15 protein-coding genes are annotated in these 16,003 nt (G+C 68.7%); 9 read left to right on the forward strand and 6 right to left on the reverse strand.

All coding sequences use genetic code 11. From position 1 onward, the window contains the following. Positions 1-86 precede the first annotated feature (86 nt). From G5B31_RS08490 to G5B31_RS08515, 6 genes are all read right to left on the reverse strand, one after another. Complete coding sequence (locus tag G5B31_RS08490) at positions 87-1,535, reverse strand: APC family permease (protein WP_165016019.1); 1,449 nt, start codon at positions 1,533-1,535, stop codon at positions 87-89. A gap of 195 nt (positions 1,536-1,730) precedes the next feature. Then, positions 1,731-2,660 carry a carbon-nitrogen hydrolase family protein gene (locus G5B31_RS08495; protein ID WP_165016022.1) on the reverse strand — a complete coding sequence of 310 codons (930 nt, stop codon included), beginning with the start codon at positions 2,658-2,660 and terminating at the stop codon, positions 1,731-1,733. A 97-nt stretch (positions 2,661-2,757) separates the two neighbouring features. Beyond that, entirely contained in the window at positions 2,758-3,681 is a 924-nt protein-coding gene (locus G5B31_RS08500; protein WP_165016025.1) for a fumarylacetoacetate hydrolase family protein, read from the reverse strand. An 11-nt stretch (positions 3,682-3,692) separates the two neighbouring features. Then, on the reverse strand, positions 3,693-4,814 hold the full coding sequence (locus G5B31_RS08505) for a cupin domain-containing protein (RefSeq protein ID WP_165016028.1): 1,122 nt from the start codon (positions 4,812-4,814) through the stop codon (positions 3,693-3,695). A gap of 245 nt (positions 4,815-5,059) precedes the next feature. Then, positions 5,060-6,238 carry an acetyl-CoA C-acyltransferase gene (locus G5B31_RS08510; protein ID WP_165016031.1) on the reverse strand — a complete coding sequence of 393 codons (1,179 nt, stop codon included), beginning with the start codon at positions 6,236-6,238 and terminating at the stop codon, positions 5,060-5,062. After that, on the reverse strand, positions 6,235-7,365 hold the full coding sequence (locus G5B31_RS08515) for a 3-hydroxyacyl-CoA dehydrogenase NAD-binding domain-containing protein (protein ID WP_165016034.1): 1,131 nt from the start codon (positions 7,363-7,365) through the stop codon (positions 6,235-6,237). The genes G5B31_RS08510 and G5B31_RS08515 overlap by 4 nt, the downstream gene beginning before the upstream one ends. Positions 7,366-7,541: 176 nt before the next feature. Here G5B31_RS08515 and G5B31_RS08520 point away from each other — a divergent pair, with 176 nt between their 5' ends. The 9 genes from G5B31_RS08520 to G5B31_RS08560 are packed head-to-tail and all read left to right on the forward strand — an operon-like array spanning position 7,542 to position 15,980. Continuing rightward, positions 7,542-9,830 (forward strand): bifunctional salicylyl-CoA 5-hydroxylase/oxidoreductase, encoded by a 2,289-nt coding sequence (locus G5B31_RS08520; RefSeq protein WP_165016038.1) that lies wholly within the window; start codon positions 7,542-7,544, stop codon positions 9,828-9,830. After that, on the forward strand, positions 9,827-10,570 hold the full coding sequence (locus tag G5B31_RS08525) for an SDR family NAD(P)-dependent oxidoreductase (RefSeq protein ID WP_165016041.1): 744 nt from the start codon (positions 9,827-9,829) through the stop codon (positions 10,568-10,570). Before G5B31_RS08520 ends, G5B31_RS08525 begins: the two co-directional genes overlap by 4 nt. After that, positions 10,567-11,007 (forward strand): MarR family winged helix-turn-helix transcriptional regulator, encoded by a 441-nt coding sequence (locus G5B31_RS08530; RefSeq protein ID WP_165016044.1) that lies wholly within the window; start codon positions 10,567-10,569, stop codon positions 11,005-11,007. Before G5B31_RS08525 ends, G5B31_RS08530 begins: the two co-directional genes overlap by 4 nt. Beyond that, positions 11,004-11,816, forward strand: a complete 813-nt coding sequence (locus G5B31_RS08535; protein WP_165016047.1) for an enoyl-CoA hydratase family protein — start codon at positions 11,004-11,006, stop codon at positions 11,814-11,816. Before G5B31_RS08530 ends, G5B31_RS08535 begins: the two co-directional genes overlap by 4 nt. Before the next feature lie 59 nt (positions 11,817-11,875). Continuing rightward, positions 11,876-13,012 carry an acyl-CoA dehydrogenase family protein gene (locus G5B31_RS08540; RefSeq protein ID WP_165016050.1) on the forward strand — a complete coding sequence of 379 codons (1,137 nt, stop codon included), beginning with the start codon at positions 11,876-11,878 and terminating at the stop codon, positions 13,010-13,012. Positions 13,013-13,022: 10 nt separating this feature from the next. Next, positions 13,023-13,475, forward strand: coding sequence for a cupin domain-containing protein (locus tag G5B31_RS08545; RefSeq protein ID WP_165016053.1), 453 nt, complete (start codon positions 13,023-13,025; stop codon positions 13,473-13,475). Further along, positions 13,475-13,891, forward strand: a complete 417-nt coding sequence (locus G5B31_RS08550) for a thioesterase family protein (RefSeq protein WP_165016056.1) — start codon at positions 13,475-13,477, stop codon at positions 13,889-13,891. Before G5B31_RS08545 ends, G5B31_RS08550 begins: the two co-directional genes overlap by 1 nt. Continuing rightward, positions 13,881-14,279, forward strand: coding sequence for a RidA family protein (locus G5B31_RS08555; RefSeq protein ID WP_165016059.1), 399 nt, complete (start codon positions 13,881-13,883; stop codon positions 14,277-14,279). The genes G5B31_RS08550 and G5B31_RS08555 overlap by 11 nt, the downstream gene beginning before the upstream one ends. Before the next feature lie 60 nt (positions 14,280-14,339). Then, a complete protein-coding gene (locus G5B31_RS08560) occupies positions 14,340-15,980 on the forward strand; it encodes an AMP-binding protein (RefSeq protein WP_165016063.1) in 1,641 nt (546 codons plus the stop codon). Positions 15,981-16,003 lie beyond the last annotated feature (23 nt).

Genomic DNA, 16,003 nt, shown 5'->3' on the forward strand with positions numbered 1-16,003 from the left:
GAAAGGCCGGTCCGGGATTCCCGACCCGCAACGGAAAGACCCCGGGGAACGTGCCCCCGGGGTCCGGTTCTTTCAGGTGGTCGCGTTCAGCGCTGGTTCTCGCCCATCCGGGCGAAGCGCGCCGGCTCGGCCGATTTCAGCCGCGCCGCCAGCAGGAGGCCGATCACGGCCGCCAGCGGGATCAGCGAGGGCAGGATCCAGCCCAGCGAGCCGCCGGTGGTGCCGGTCAGGTCGCCGTAGTTGGCGAAGATGTAGACGAACAGGGCCGCCATCACCGCCGCCGCCACGATCGGCAGCAGGATGGTCGAGATCGGCGAGGCCGCCACGCCGGCCTTGCGGAAGAAGACGATGACCGAGATCGAGGTCACGCACATCATCCCGATCACGCCAAGGGTGCCGATCTGGCTGATCCACGTGAACATGTGCAGGATCGGGTCGAGGCCGAGCCCGGCGAAGACCGCCAGGATCACCAGCGCGCCGATGGTCTGCACCACCGAGCCGATGTGCGGGCTTTCATGGGCGATATGGGTCTGGCCGAAGACGGCCGGCAGCAGCCCCTCGCGCCCGGCGACGTAGGAATAGCGGGCGATGTAGTTGTGGAAGGCCGAAAGCGCGGCGAAGAGGCTGGAGACCAGCAGAAGGCCGGCGATCATCGAGATGGTCGGGCTGGTATATTGCTCGGCCAGGATGAAGAAATGCGCGGTCGGGTCTTCCAGGCCGCCCAGCATCGGCAGCAGGTTGGCGGCGCCGGTGCCGGCGATCATCAGCCAGGTGGTGAAGACGAAGAACAGGCCGATCATCAGCACGGCAAGATAGGTCGCGCGCGGGATGGTCCTTTCCGGGTCGCGGGCTTCCTCGCCGTAGATCGTGGTCGCCTCGATGCCGATGAAGGAGCCGAGGCAGAACAGGATCGCGGCGGTCAGCGAGCCGGAGTTCAGCGCCTGCCAGTCGAAGATGTTGACGGCAAGGCCGGTGCCCTGGTCGCCGCCGGCGAAGAGGATGGCGAAGTCGACGATGAAGACGACGATGTATTCCAGCGCCACCAGCACGATCAGCACCTTGGCCGAGAGATCGACCTGCCGGTAGCCGAGGATGCCGACCAGCAGAATGGCGATCAGGCTGTAGACCCACCAGTCCAGCGTCAGCCCGAACTGGCCGAACACCCCGGCCGAGATGCCGCCGAGAAGGCCGATCAGGCCGAACTGCATGGCGTTGTAGGAGACCATGGCGGTGATCGCCACCGCGCCGCCCATGTGGCCGCCGAGGCCGCGGGCGGCATAGGCGTAGAAGGCGCCGGCATTGGTGACGTGGCGGCTCATCGCCACGTAGCCGGCGGCGAAGGCCAGCATGACCAGCGTCAGCAGCAGGAAGGTCAGCGGGATGCCGGTGCCGTTGCCCAGAAGGAAGGCCAGCGGCATGGCGCCGGCGACGCCGGTCAGGGGCGCTGCGGCCGAGATCACCATGAAGGTGACGGCGATCAGCCCCAGCGAGTTTCGACGAAGCTGGTTCGTCGGAGTAGCCTTGATTTCGTTCATGTCCCTCTCCTTGTCGGGTCCCCGGGGGCCGGTCTTCGCGCCGGTCTCCCCGTCATTGGCCGCGCCCTTCCGGGGCTGCGGGTCGTCAGTCGGGCGGTATCTTAACTGGCCGGTAAAATAAATCCATCTGAGATATGGAATTCTTTATCCGATTTCGTTGCATCCGCAACGTTTCTTTTGGGGGATGCCGGTCCGTCACTCCGTCCGCACCGCGGGCTTCGCCCGGGTGTCCACGGTCAGGCTGAACACGTCCGGCCTTGCGTAATGGCCGGTCGCGTCGAAATCGTATTTGGCCCGCATCACCTCCGCCGGGTCGATCCGGGCGTAGAGGATGGTCTCGCCGCCGAAATCCGGGCCGGCGAGGACGCGGCCCAAGGGCGAGACGATGGCCGAGCCGCCGCGCATCATCACCAGGTCGGGGTCGTCGCCGAGCTGGCTTTCGTGATCGGCGGGATAGGCGGCGCGGGTGATGTGCTGGCAGGCGGTCAGCACGAAGGTGCGGCCCTCCAGCGCGATGTGCTGCATGGTCGGCAGCCAGGTGTCGCGGTCGTCGGCGGTGGGGGCGCAGTAGAGGCTGACGCCCTGGTGATACATGTGCATCCGCAGCGCGGGCATGTAGTTCTCCCAGCAGATCACCGCGCCGATGGTGCCCATCTCGGTCTTGAAGACCGGCATCGTCGAGCCGTCGCCGAAGCCCCAGATCAGCCGTTCGCCCGCCGTGGGCATCAGCTTGCGGTGTTTGCCGACCAGCCCCTTGTCGCCGTCGAAGTAGAGCGCGGTGCAGTAGAGCGTGCCGCCGTCGCGTTCGATCACCCCGACCACGGCGAAGGCGCCGGTCTCGGCGGTGGCTTCTTCGAGCAGCGCCACCTCGGGGCCGTCGAGGTCGATGGCGGCGGCGTGGTAGCGGGCGAAGGCCTCGCGGCCCTCGGGCTTGCGCATCCCGATCGGCGCGCCGAAGGAGGCCCCCTTGGGATAGCCGCCGATCAGCGCCTCGGGGAAGACCACCAGCCTGGCGCCCTTGGCCGCGGCCTCGCGCAGCTGCGCGGCGGCCTTCTCGGCGGTGGCGAGCGGGTCGGCGGGGATCGAGGCGATCTGGACGACGGCGGCGGTGAAGGGGGCGGACATGGCAGACCTCGGCGCTTTGCGGAAGCCCCGGGGGCGCTTCGCCCCCCGGACCCCCAGAGGATATTTGGGGACAGATGAAAGGGCAGGGGCCGTTCCGTCAATCCTCCGGCGTGGCGTCGACGACCGGGTGGCGGATGGTGCCGATGCCTTCGACGGTGGCGATCACCACGTCGCCCGGTTTCAGCCATTCCTGCGGGGTGCGGCCGGCGCCGACGCCCTCGGGCGTGCCGGAGGCGATGATGTCGCCGGGCTCCAGCGTGATGCCGGTGGAGATGTCGGCGATCAGGTCGTCGACCTTGAACAGCATGTGCCGGGTGTTCGACCGCTGCTTCTCCACCCCGTTGACGGTGAGCCACAGGTCCAGGGTCTGCGGGTCGGGGATTTCGTCGGCGGTGATGATGCAGGGGCCGAAGGGGGCGTAGGTGTCCATGCCCTTGGAGAAGATCCACTGGCCGGCGCGGCGGTTGTCGCGGGCGGAGATGTCGATCATCACCGAATAGCCGAAGACATGGGCCAGGGCGTCGGCCTTGCGGACGCGGCGGGCGGTGGTGCCGATGATCACCGCCAGCTCCACCTCCCAGTCCAGCTGCTTGGTCATCTTCGCGTTGTGCTCGATCCCCTCGCCGGGGCCGATGACGGTGGTCGGCGGCTTGGAGAACACCACCGGCTGTTTCGGCAGGTCCTTCGAAGTGTCCAGCGAGGCCGCGCTTTCGGCGACGTGCTCGACATAGTTCAGCCCGATGCCGAAGATGTTCTTGCGCGGCCGCGGGATCGGGGCCAGCAGCTTGACGTTCGCCAGCGCGGTGGCGGTGCCGGGGGCGTGGCGGCCCTCCGCCTCTTCCAGGCAGTCGCGCAGGGCGTCCAGCCCCGGGCGGCCCATGTCGATCAGGCCCAGCATCGAGTCGGGCAGGTCTTCGCCCTGCGAGGCGCCAAGGGCCTCGACATCCACCACCAGATCGCCGTCGATCACGCCGAGACGCGCCCCGGCCTCGACTGAGGCACGGTAAGTCACCAGTTTCATTCCGTTTTCCTTCAGAGGATGGGCTGGAAGCCGCCGTTTTCGCCGAAGGCCTGCTCGCGGTAGAGGCCGAGCGCCCGCATCACCGGCAGGTCGTTCAGGCAGAACAGGCAGGCGTCGTCGCGGTCCGATGCGTTGACATGCTCGTGCCAGGCCCAGGAGGGCACGCAGAAGATGTCGCGCTCCTGCCAGTCGAAGCGCTTGCCGTCGATGATCGAATGCCCGCGGCCCTTGGCGACGTGGTAGAGGTAGCTGCCGGTATGGCGGTGCGCCTTGGTATGCTCGCCCGGCCGCAGCATCTGCATCGAGGCGCCGAGGGTGCGCATCACCGGGCCGTTGGTGACCGGGTTGACGTATTCCATCATCACGCCGTCGAAGGGGCTGCCCTCGGTGCAGCCGGCGTATTTGGTCAGGGCGTCGTAGGTGGGGGCCCATTCGTATTTGAACATCGGGCTGTAGCCGTGTTTCCACGACTCGCCATAGGGCGTCAGCCCCGGGTTGCCCCAGGTGCGGGTCATGTCGTTGACCTCGTAGCCCACGGCCTGGTTCATGTCGGGGTGGACCTCGTAGAAATTCGCCTCCATCGCGTTGACGAAGGGGATGTCGAGGCCGTCCTGCCAGAGGCAGGTGGCGCCGTCGGCCGAGACGCCGTGTTCGTGCCAGGTGCCGTTCGGCGTCAGCACGAAGTCGTTGGCGCCCAGCGTCATCTTGTGGCCGTCGACCACGGTATAGGCGCCCGATCCTTCCATGATGAAGCGGATCGCGCTGGCCGAATGGCGGTGCGCGCCCGCCACCTCGCCGGGGTTCATCACCTGCAGGCCGGCGTAGATCCAGCCCACGGCGGCGGCCACGTCGCTGCGGCCGGGGTTGTTGAGGTAGATCACCCGGCGGCCGGCCTTTTCCGGCGTGACCAGATCGACCGAGCGGATCACGTGGTCGCGCAGGTCCTTGTAGCGCCACAGCACCGGGACGGATTGCGACTTCGGCTCCCAGGGCTCGATCTTGTTGGCCACGGTCCAGAGCGCGCCGGCGCTGAAACGCTCCAGCTCGTCGTAATAGGCCAGAAGTTCCGGGGTGTCCTCGACATTGGCGCGGCCCGCCACGTCTTCCCGATGGTTCTCGCGTGCCTTCGCCATGGACGGCCTCCTCCGATGCCAAGCCTCTGTCGCATCCGAGAATGCAACAGGGCTTTGTCGATTACAACAGGAATTATCGAAAATCCTTGAGGCCGGGGAGAGGTTGGATTCCGACGGTCTGGCCGGGCGGGAGAAGGCGAGGCGCTGCCTCGCCCCCGCCCGTGCGCGGCGGTAGACCCGGAGACGGTGGTGGCACGAGTTGCGCCGTGGCGAAGGCAGTCGCCTTCGCCAGCAGCCTGGGATCGTCAGACCCGGTGCAGCGCCAGCGCGACGCCATGGCCGACGCCGACGCAAAGGGTGGCCAGCGCGGTGCTGCCGCCGGTGTCCTGCAAGCGGCGGGCGGCGGCCCAGGCGATGCGGGCGCCGGACATGCCGAGCGGGTGGCCGATGGCGATGCCGCCGCTTTGCGCGTTCACCCGCGGGTCGTCGTCGGCCAGACCCCAGGCGCGGGTGCAGGACAGCACCTGCGCGGCGAAGGCCTCGTTCAGCTCGATCACGTCGTAACCGCCGGCGGCCAGGCCGGTGCGGGCCTGCAACCGCTCCACCGCCGCGACCGGGCCGATGCCCATGATCCGCGGCGGAACGCCGGCGCTGGCGGCGGCGCCGAGGCGGGCCAGCGGCGTCAGGCCGTGGCGCTTCACCGCGGCTTCCGAGGCCAGGAGCAGGGCGCAGGCGCCGTCGTTGACGCCGGCCGCATTGCCCGCCGTCACCGTGCCGCCCTTGCGGAAGGGGGCGGGCAGGGCGGCCAGTTTCTCCAGGCTGGTGGCGCGGGGGTGTTCGTCGGTCTCGACCGTGGTGGTGGTGCCCTTCGGGCCGGGGACGGCGACCGGCAGGATGTCGGCGGCGTGCCAGGCGGCATCGTAGCGCGACTGGCTGCGGAGCGCGTAGGCGTCCTGGTCCTCGCGCGAGACGTTGCGCTCGGCGGCCAGGTTCTCGGCGGTTTCCGGCATCGAGTCGATGCCGTATTCGGCGGCGATGCGCTTGTTGACGAAGCGCCAGCCGATGGTGGTGTCGTGGATTTCCGCCCTCCGGTCGTAGGCCGATTCGGCCTTGGGCATGACGAAGGGCGCGCGCGACATGCTCTCGACGCCGCCCGCGATCACCAGATCGGCCGCGCCCGTGGCGATGGCGCGGGCGCCGGCGATCACCGCGTCCAGCCCGCTGGCGCAGAGGCGGTTGACGGTCAGCCCCGGCACCGTGACCGGCAGGCGCGACAGCAGCACCGCCATGCGGGCGACGTTGCGGTTGTCCTCGCCGGCCTGGTTGGCGCAGCCGAGGATCACCTCGTCCACCGGCAGGTCGTCGGCGCCGAGGAGGCCGTCGATCACCTGCGCCGCCATGTCGTCGGGGCGCAGGCGCGCGAGGGCGCCGCCGTGGCGGCCGACGGGGCTGCGCTTGCCGCGGCAGAGGAAGACTTCGGTCATGCAAGGGCCTCCAGCCAGGGCGAGGGATCGTAGCGGGGTTTCAGCGCCTCGGGAGCCCGGACGCGCAGGTCGGAAAGAATATGAAGGACCGCCCCCGGGCCGCCGAGGCGGTCGAGCATCCCGAAGGGGCCGCGCGGGAAGTTCAGCCCCAGCTTCAGCGCGGTGTCGATGGCGTCGCGGGAGGTGCTGGATTCCTGCGCCAGCCAGGCGGCCTCGTTCACCAGCAGCGCCTCGATCCGGGCGGCGATGGACTCGGCGTCCGCGGGCGGGGCAGGGGCCTCGCCCGGCGGGGTGACGAAGCCCGCGCCGGACTTGCGGCCGAGGCGGCCGGCGGCAACGGTTTCTTCCAGCGCGGCGAAGACGTGATAGCGCGGATGGCCGCCCATGGCGGCGTTCAGCGATCTGGTGGCGGCAAGGTTGATGTCGGCGCCGATCAGGTCGATCAGGGCGAAGGGACCCATGCGGTAGCCGGCGGCCGCCATGGCGGCGTCGATCTCTGCCGCCGCGCGGCCTTCCTCCAGCAGCGCCAGCGCCTCGCCGTAGAACGGCCGGGCGCAGCGGTTGACGATGAAGCCGGGGCTGTCGGGGGCGTCCACCACCACTTTGCCGGCGGCCTCGGTCAGGGTGCGGGCGCGGTTTCCGGCCTCCTCGGCCCCCTGCGGCACCACCAGTTCCACCAGCTTCATCACCGGGGCGGGGTTGAAGAAATGCAGCCCGATCACCTGCATCGGCCGGGCCAGCGGGTCGCGGATCGCCCGCACCGACAGCGAGGAGGTGTTGGTCGCCAAGACGCAATCGGCGGCCACCGCCCGTTCGACCGCAGCGAAAAGGTCCTGCTTCACCGCAAGGTCCTCGGCCACCGCCTCGATCACCAGCGCGGCGTCGGCCAGCCCTTCGGGGCCGTCCACCACCTGCAACCTGCTGGCGATGGCCTCTGCCTCGGCCGCATCCAGCTTGCCCGCATTCACGCGCGGGGCCAGCGCCGCCGCCAGCCTTTCGCGCGCATTGGCGCGGGCCGGGGCATGGGCATCGGTCGCCAGCACCGCATGGCCGGCCTGCGCATAGACCTGCGCGATGCCGAGGCCCATGGTGCCCAGACCCACCACTCCGATCACCGGACGATCCATCGCGGCCCTCCTCTGTCCCTGTGACAACGCCATCCTGCGCCGCAGGGTCCCGCTGTCCAGCCTGTTTTCACCCCTCCCGGAAAATATTTCAAGACTAAAACATTTAAGCTTGAAATGAATCGCCTCCCGTGCCAGCCTTTCCGGGACGCGCAGACGATCCATGGGAGGATTCGGGTATGAAGGTGCTTTGCCTCGGCGGCGGCCCGGCCGGGCTTTACTTCGCCATTTCGATGAAGCTGCGCGATCCGTCGCATCAGGTCACGGTGCTGGAGCGCAACCGCGCCAACGATACCTTCGGCTGGGGCGTGGTGCTGTCGGACGATGCTCTCGGCCGGATGCAGAAGAACGATCCGGTCTCGACCGACGCCATCCGCAGCCATTTCGCCTATTGGGACGACATCGCCGTGGTGCATGACGGGGTGCGCACCGTCTCGGGCGGGCATGGCTTCGCCGGCATCGGCCGCAAGCAGATGCTGATCCTGTTGCAGGCCCGGGCGCGCGAGCTGGGCGTCGAGATGAAGTTCGAGACCGAGTTCAAGTCGGCGGAAGAGTATCGCAAGGACTACGACCTGGTGGTCGGGGCGGACGGGATCAACTCTCTGGTCCGGCGCGAATACGAGGATGTGTTCCAGCCCGACATCGACACCCGCCTGTGCAAGTTCGTCTGGCTGGGCACCCACCAGAAGTTCGACGACGCCTTCACCTTCATCTTCGAGAAGACCGAGCACGGCTGGGTCTGGGCGCATGTCTACCAGTTCGACGACGCCACCGCGACCTTCATCGTCGAATGCCTGCCCGAGACCTGGGACCGCTGGGGCTTCGAGCATATGTCGAAGGAAGAGACGGTCGAGACCTGCCGCAAGATCTTCGAGCGCCATCTGGGCGGGCACGACCTGATGTCCAACGCCGCCCATCTGCGCGGGTCCGCGGTCTGGATGCAGTTCCCGCGGGTGATCTGCGGCAAGTGGTTCCACGAGAATGTCGTGCTGATGGGCGACGCCGCGGCGACGGGGCACTTCTCCATCGGCTCCGGTTCGCGGCTGGCCTTCGACAGCGCCATCGCGCTGGCCGAATACCTGCATTCCGAGCCGACGATGCAGGCCGCCTTCGAGCGCTATCAGGAAGAGCGCCGGGTCGAGGTGCTGCGGCTGCAATCCGCCGCCCGCAACAGCCTGGAGTGGTTCGAGCAGGTGGAGCGCTACCTGCACATGCACCCGACCCAGTTCGCCTATTCGCTGCTGACCCGCAGCCAGCGCATCAGCCACGAGAACCTGCGCCTGCGCGATCCCGAATGGCTGGCCTCGGCGGAAGACTGGTTCCAGCAACAGGCCGGGGGCCGGAAGGGCCGCCGCCCGATGTTCGCGCCGTTCCGGCTGCGGGACATGGAGCTGAAGAACCGCATCGTGCTGTCGCCGATGGCGCAATACAAGGCCAAGGACGGTATCCCGAACGACTGGCATTTCGTCCACTACGCCGAACGCGCCAAGGGCGGCGCGGCGCTGATCTACACCGAGATGACCTGCGTCTCGCCCGAGGGCCGCATCACCCCCGGCTGCCCCGGCCTCTATGCGCCGGAGCATGAGGCGGCCTGGAAGCGGCTGGCCGATTTCATCCATGCCGAGACCACGGCGAAGCTTTGCATCCAGATCGGCCATTCCGGCCGCAAGGGCAGCACCTGCGTTCCGTGGGAAGGCGGCGGGATCGACGCGCCGCTGGCCTCGGGCAACTGGCAGACGCTGGCGCCTTCGGCCATTGCCTACAAGCCCGCCAACGGCGTGCCGAAGGCGATGGACCGCGCCGACATGGACGCGGTGAAGGCGCAGTTCGTCGCCTCGGTGCAGATGGCCGACCGCGCCGGCGCCGACATGATCGAGATGCACGCGGCCCATGGCTACCTGCTGGGCGAGTTCATCTCTCCGGTCACCAACAGGCGCAGCGACGAGTATGGCGGGTCGCTGGAGAACCGGATGCGCTGGCCGCTGGAGGTCTTCGCGGCGATGCGTGCGGCCTGGCCGGAGGCGAAGCCGATGTCCGTCCGCATCAGCGCCCACGACTGGATCGACGGCGGCGTGACGCCGGAGGAGGCGGTGGAAATCGCGCGGATGTTCCGCGCCGCGGGCGCCGACATCATCGACGTCTCCTCGGGCCAGACCGACCCGGCCGAGAAGCCGATCTACGGAAGGATGTTCCAGACCCCGTTCTCGGACCGCATCCGCAACGAGGCCGACATCCCGACCATGGCGGTCGGCAACATCTCGGACTGGGATCAGGTGAACGGCATCCTGATGGCGGGCCGGGCCGATCTGGTCTGCCTGGCGCGGATGCACTTGGCAGACCCCTACTGGACGCTCCATGCTGCGGTCGAGCAGGGCGACCAGGCGAGCGAATGGCCCACCCCCTACAAGGGCGGCCGCGACCTGATGTTCCGCCTGCGCGAACGGCAGGAGGCGCAGATCCGGGTATGACCGACCTCGCGGGGAAACGGGCACTGGTGACGGGGGGCGGGTCCGGCGCAGGGGCCGCCCTTGCGCTGGCCTTCGCCGGGGCGGGGGCCGAGGTGGTGATCTCGGGCCGCCGCGCCGAGGCGCTGGCCGCCACCGCCGCCCGCCACCCCGCGATCCGTTGCGTTCAGGCGGATGTGACCGACGAGACCTCGGTGAAGGCGATGTTCGCCGAGGCCGGGCCCTGCGACATCGTGGTCGCCAATGCCGGGGCGGCGGAAAGCGCGCCCTTGGGCCGCACCACGCTGGAGCAATGGAACGCCATGCTGGCGGTCAACCTGACCGGCACCTTCCTGACCTTCCGCGAGGGGCTGGCGCAGTTGCCCGGCTGGGGGCGGCTGATCGCGGTCGCCTCCACCGCCGGCCTCAAGGGCTATGCCTATGTCGCGCCCTATGCGGCGGCGAAGCACGGGGTGGTCGGGCTGTGCCGGAGCCTCGCGCTGGAACTGGCGAAGAAGCCGGTGACGGTGAATGCGCTGTGCCCGGGCTTCCTGGACACCGAGATGACCGACCGTTCGGTGGCGAACATCGTCGAGAAGACCGGGATGACGGCCGAGGCGGCGCGGGCGACGCTGGCCGCCACCAACCCGCAGAAGCGGCTGATCCAGCCGGCGGAGGTGGCGGCCGCCGCACTCTGGCTCTGCGGTCCAGGGTCGGAAGGCATCACCGGCCAGGCGCTGGCGATCGCGGGGGGCGAGGTATGAGCGAACTGTCCAAGCGCCGTCTGAAAAGCTGGATCCGTCTGCTGGGCGTCACCCGCTCGGTCGAGGCCGAGCTGCGCGAGTTCCTGCGGCTGAAGCACGACACCACCCTGCCGCGCTTCGACGTGATGGCCGCGCTCTGGCGCCGCCGCGACGGGCTGACCATGAGCGAGCTGTCGCGGATGCTGCTGGTCTCGAACGGCAACGCCACCGCGGTGGTGGACCGGCTGGAGAAGGACGGCTTCGTCCGCCGCCGCCCCAGCGAGACCGACCGCCGCACCGTCTATGTCGCCCTGACCGACGAGGGGCTGCGCGCCTTCGAGGGCATGGCGGACCAGCACGAGATGGAGGTGGACCGGCTGCTCTCGGACCTGTCCGACGAGGATCTGGAGGCGCTGACCGCGATCTTCCGCAAATTCGGCAAGAGGGACGCAAGATGACGACGATGGCAGGGCTCCGCCCGCAGCATTTCCTCTGGGAGGTGAAGGACCGGGTGGCCGTGGTCCGGCTGAACCGGCCGGACCGCAAGAACCCGCTGACCTTCGATTCCTATGCCGAACTGCGCGACACCTTCCGGGCGCTGGTCTATGCCTCGGATGTGGACGTGGTGGTCTTCGCCTCCAACGGCGGCAACTTCTGCTCGGGCGGCGATGTGCACGACATCATCGGCCCGCTGATCGGCCTGCCGATGAAGGACCTGCTGGCCTTCACCCGGATGACCGGCGATCTGGTCAAGGCGATGATTTCCTGCGGCAAGCCGATCATCGCGGCGGTGGACGGCGTGGCGGTGGGGGCCGGGGCGATCATCGCCATGGCCTCGGACCTGCGGCTGGCGACCCCGGCGGCGAAATGCGCCTTCCTGTTCACCCGGGTCGGCCTTGCCGGCTGCGACATGGGCGCCTGCGCCATGCTGCCCCGGATCATCGGGCAGGGGCGGGCCGCGGAGCTGCTCTATACCGGCCGGGTGATGGGGGCCGAGGAGGGCGCGGCCTGGGGCTTCTGGAATGCCTTGCACGCCCCGGAGGCGCTGGAGGACGAGGCGATGAAGCTGGCGGCGCGGCTGGCGGCGGGGCCGACCTTCGCCCATGGCATCACCAAGACCCAGCTGAACCAGGAATGGAACATGGGGCTGGAACAGGCCATCGAGGCCGAGGCGCAGGCCCAGGCGATCTGTATGCAGACCAGGGACTTCGACCGGGCCTATCGGGCCTTCGTGGCGAAAGAGAAGCCGGTCTTCGCGGGCGATTGAACGAAGGCCGGGGGGCCAGCCCCCCGGACCCCCCGGAGTATTTGGACCAAGATGAAGAGATGAGCGACAAGACCTTCCTTTCCTGGCCTTTCTTCGAGACCCGCCACCGCGAACTGGCGGCGGCGCTGGACGCATGGGCGGCGGCGAACCTGCCGGTGGACCATGGCGACGTGGACGCGGCCTGCAAGGGGCTGGTCGCTTCGCTCGGGGCCGGGGGGTGGCTGCGGCATTCCGGGGCGGGGGAGGGGGAGCGGCTGGATGTGCGCACCCTTTGCCTGATCCGCGAGACGCTGGCGCGGCACGATGCGCTGGCGGATTTCGCCTTCGCCATGCAGGGGCTGGGGATGGGGGCGGTGTCGCTGTTCGGCAGTCCCGAGCAGCGGCAATGGCTGGAGAAGACCCGGGCGGGCAAGGCGATCTCGGCTTTCGCGCTGACCGAGCCGGGGTCGGGCTCGGACGTGGCGAATACCGCGACCACGGCAGAGCGGGTGCCGGGGGGATTCCGGCTGACCGGCGAGAAGACCTATATCTCCAACGGCGGCATCGCCGACATCTATGTGATCTTCGCCCGCACCGGCGAGGCGCCGGGCGCGCGCGGGCTCTCCGCCTTCCTGATGCCCGCCGATGCGGCGGGGCTCACGGTCACCGAGCGGATCGAGGTGATTGCGCCGCACCCCTTGGCGACGCTGAGGCTGGACGGGGTGGTCCTGCCGGAGACGGCGCTGATCGGCAAGGCCGGCGAGGGGTTCAAGCTGGCGATGTCGGTGCTGGACGTGTTCCGCTCCACCGTCGGGGCGGCTGCGCTCGGCATGGCGCGGCGGGCGCTGGACGAGGCGCTGGCTCGGGTGCAGAGCCGGAAGATCCAGGGCGAGCCGCTGTCCTCCCTGCAACTGGTGCAGGGCCATCTGGCCGACATGGCGCTGAAGATCGACGCTGCCGCGCTGCTGGTCTACCGCGCCGCCTGGACCAAGGACCAGGGCGCCGCGCGGGTCAGCCGCGAGGCGGCGATGGCGAAGCTCTACGCCACCGAGGCGGCGCAGGAGGTGATCGACGCCGCGGTGCAGTTGCACGGCGGCGACGGCGTGCGGCATGGGGTGAAGGTCGAGGAGCTTTACCGCGATATCCGCGCCTTGCGCATCTACGAAGGGGCCAGCGACGTGCAGCGCGTCGTCATCGCCCGCAGCATCCTGGGCTAGGGAGGGAACCATGGGCAGACCACTGGACGGCGGCATCACCCGGCAGGGCGAGGGCATCGAGGGCGTGGAATGGAACATCCTCGGCCAGCGCTATTTCCCGAAGTCGAGCTGCGCCAGCAGCTTCTCCTTCGAGACCAATTCGGAGCCGGGCCAGTTCGTCCCGGTCCACATCCACCCGCATCAGGACGAATTCATCCTGGTGCAGGAGGGCGAGTTGCATGTGAAGCTGGACGGCGTCTGGTCGGTGGCCAGGGCCGGCGATCTGGTGCGGATGCCGCGCGGCATCCCGCACGGCTATTTCAACAAGTCCGACAAGCCGGCGCGGGCGCTGTTCTGGGTGTCGCCCGCCGGGCGGCTGGAGGATCTGTTCCGCACCCTGCACGACATGACCGACATCCCCGCCGTCATCGAGGCCAGCGCCGCGCATGACGTGGAGTTCCTGCCGCCCGAGGCCAACGACTGATGCTCTACCGCCTGCCCATCCGCATCGAGTTCAACCATTGCGACCCGGCGGGGATCGTCTTCTATCCGCGCTATTTCGAGATGACCAACTCGGTCTGCGAGAATTTCTTCCGCGAGGTGGCGGGCCTGTCCTATGCCGACATGATGACCCGCCGCGAGGGCTGTCCCACCGCGCGGATGGAGGTGAACTTCCACGCCCCCAGCCGGCTGGAGGAGGTGCTGGACTGGCGGCTGCGGGTCACCCGGCTCGGCACCACCTCCATCGCCCACCGGATCGAGGCGCATGGCGGCGGCATCCACCGGCTGACCGCCGATCTGACCCAGGTCTACATCACCGCCGAAGGCCGGCCGCAGCCCTGGCCGCAGGCTGTGCGCGACCGCATCACCGCCCATATGGAGGCCCCCGATGAGCCTTGAATTCCTTCACCCCAGCAACTGGAAGCCGGCCATCGGCTATTCCAACGGCGTCGCCGCCAAGGGCCGCATGATCTTCACCGGCGGCCTGATCGGCTGGAACGCCGATGCCGAGTTCGAGACCGACGATTTCGCCGGCCAGGTGGCGCAGGTGCTGCGCAACATCGTCGCCGTGCTGGCCGAGGGCGGGGCGAAGCCCGAGCATATCGTCCGCATGACCTGGTATGTCACCAGCAAGGCGGAATACCTTGGCTCGCTCAAGGACCTGGGCCGCGCCTACAAGGAGATCATCGGCCGCCATTACCCGGCGATGGCGCTGGTGCAGGTGGTGGCGCTGGTCGAGGACCGCGCCAAGGTGGAGATCGAGGCAACCGCAGTGATCCCCGACTGAGGGGGCGCCGCCCGCGCCCCCCGGGAGAGGGGGCCTCGGCGGCTTGATGGGAGGAATGCAATGAAGGGCAACGCGCCTTTGGGCCCGACGGGCCATCTCGATACGTTCACCCGGGACAACCTGCCCCCGGCGGAGCTTTGGCCCGAGATCGACCTCGGCCCGTTCAGCTATCCCGAATGGCTGAACGCCGGGGTGGAGCTGACCGACCGCATGGTCGAGAAGGGCTTCGGCGACCATACCGCGCTGATCGGCAACGGCCGCATCCGCACCTACAAGGAGTTGTCGGACTGGACCAACCGCATCGCCCATGCGCTGGTCGAGGACTACAAGGTGAAGCCCGGAAACCGGGTGATGATCCGGTCCGCCAACAACCCGGCGATGGTGGCCTGCTGGCTGGCGGCGACCAAGGCCGGCGCGGTGGTGGTCAACACCATGCCGATGCTGCGGGCGGGAGAACTGTCGAAGATCGTCGACAAGGCCGAGATCACCCATGCGCTGTGCGACACGCGGCTGATGGAGGAACTGGTCACGGTATCCAAGGGCAGCCGCTTCCTGAAGACGGTGGTGGGCTTCGACGGCACCGCCAACCACGATGCGGAACTGGACCGGGTGGCGCTGTCGAAATCGGTGCGGTTCGAGGCGGTGAAGACGGGCCGCGACGATGTGGCCCTGCTGGGCTTCACCTCGGGCACCACCGGCGAACCCAAGGCCACGATGCATTTCCACCGCGACATCCTGATCATCGCGGATGCCTATGCCAGGGAAGTGCTGGACGTGCAGCCGACGGATGTGTTCATCGGCTCGCCGCCGCTGGCCTTCACTTTCGGCCTGGGCGGGCTGGCGGTCTTTCCGCTGCGCTTCGGCGCTGCGGCGGCGCTCTTGGAGACCGCCTCGCCGCAGAACATGATCGAGATCATCCAGAAGCACCGCGCCACCGTCTGCTTCACCGCGCCGACCGCCTATCGCGTCATGCTGCGGGCGATGGAGGAGGGGGCGGACCTGTCCTCGCTGCGCGCCGCCGTCAGCGCGGGGGAAACCCTTCCCGCCCCGGTCTATGACGAATGGGCGCAGAAGACCGGCAAGCCGATGCTGGACGGCATCGGCTCGACCGAGATGCTGCACATCTTCCTGACCAACCGCTTCTCCGACCACCACCCGGGCTGCACCGGGCGGCCGGTGACGGGCTATCAGGCCCGCATCATCGGGCCGGACGGGCAGGAGATGCCGCGCGGGCAGACCGGGCGGCTGGCGGTGAAGGGGCCGCTCGGTTGCCGTTACCTCTCGGCGCCCGACAAGCAGCGCGACTATGTCAAGGACGGCTGGAACCTGACCGGCGACAGCTTCTGGCAGGACGAGGAGGGCCGCTTCCACTTCGCCGCAAGGACCGACGGCATCATCCTCTCGGCCGGCTACAACATCGCCGGACCTGAGGTGGAGGCGGCGCTGCTGGCGCATCCCGACGTGGCCGAATGCGCCGTGGTCGGCGCCCCGGACAACGAGCGCGGCCAGATCGTCGAGGCGCATGTGGTGCTGGCCCCGGGCGTCCAGCCCTGCGAGGCCGAGGTCAAGCTGTTGCAGGACCATGTGAAATCGGTGATTGCGCCCTACAAGTATCCGCGCCGGGTGATCTTCACTCCCGCCCTGCCCAAGACCGAAAGCGGCAAGATCCAGCGCTTCAAGCTGCTTGAAGGCCGGGGCTGAGCCGGTCAGACTTGCGAAAAACG

It is taken from the genome of Rhodobacter sp. SGA-6-6 (genome assembly GCF_011043545.1).
Taxonomy (GTDB): Bacteria; Pseudomonadota; Alphaproteobacteria; order Rhodobacterales; family Rhodobacteraceae; genus Pseudogemmobacter.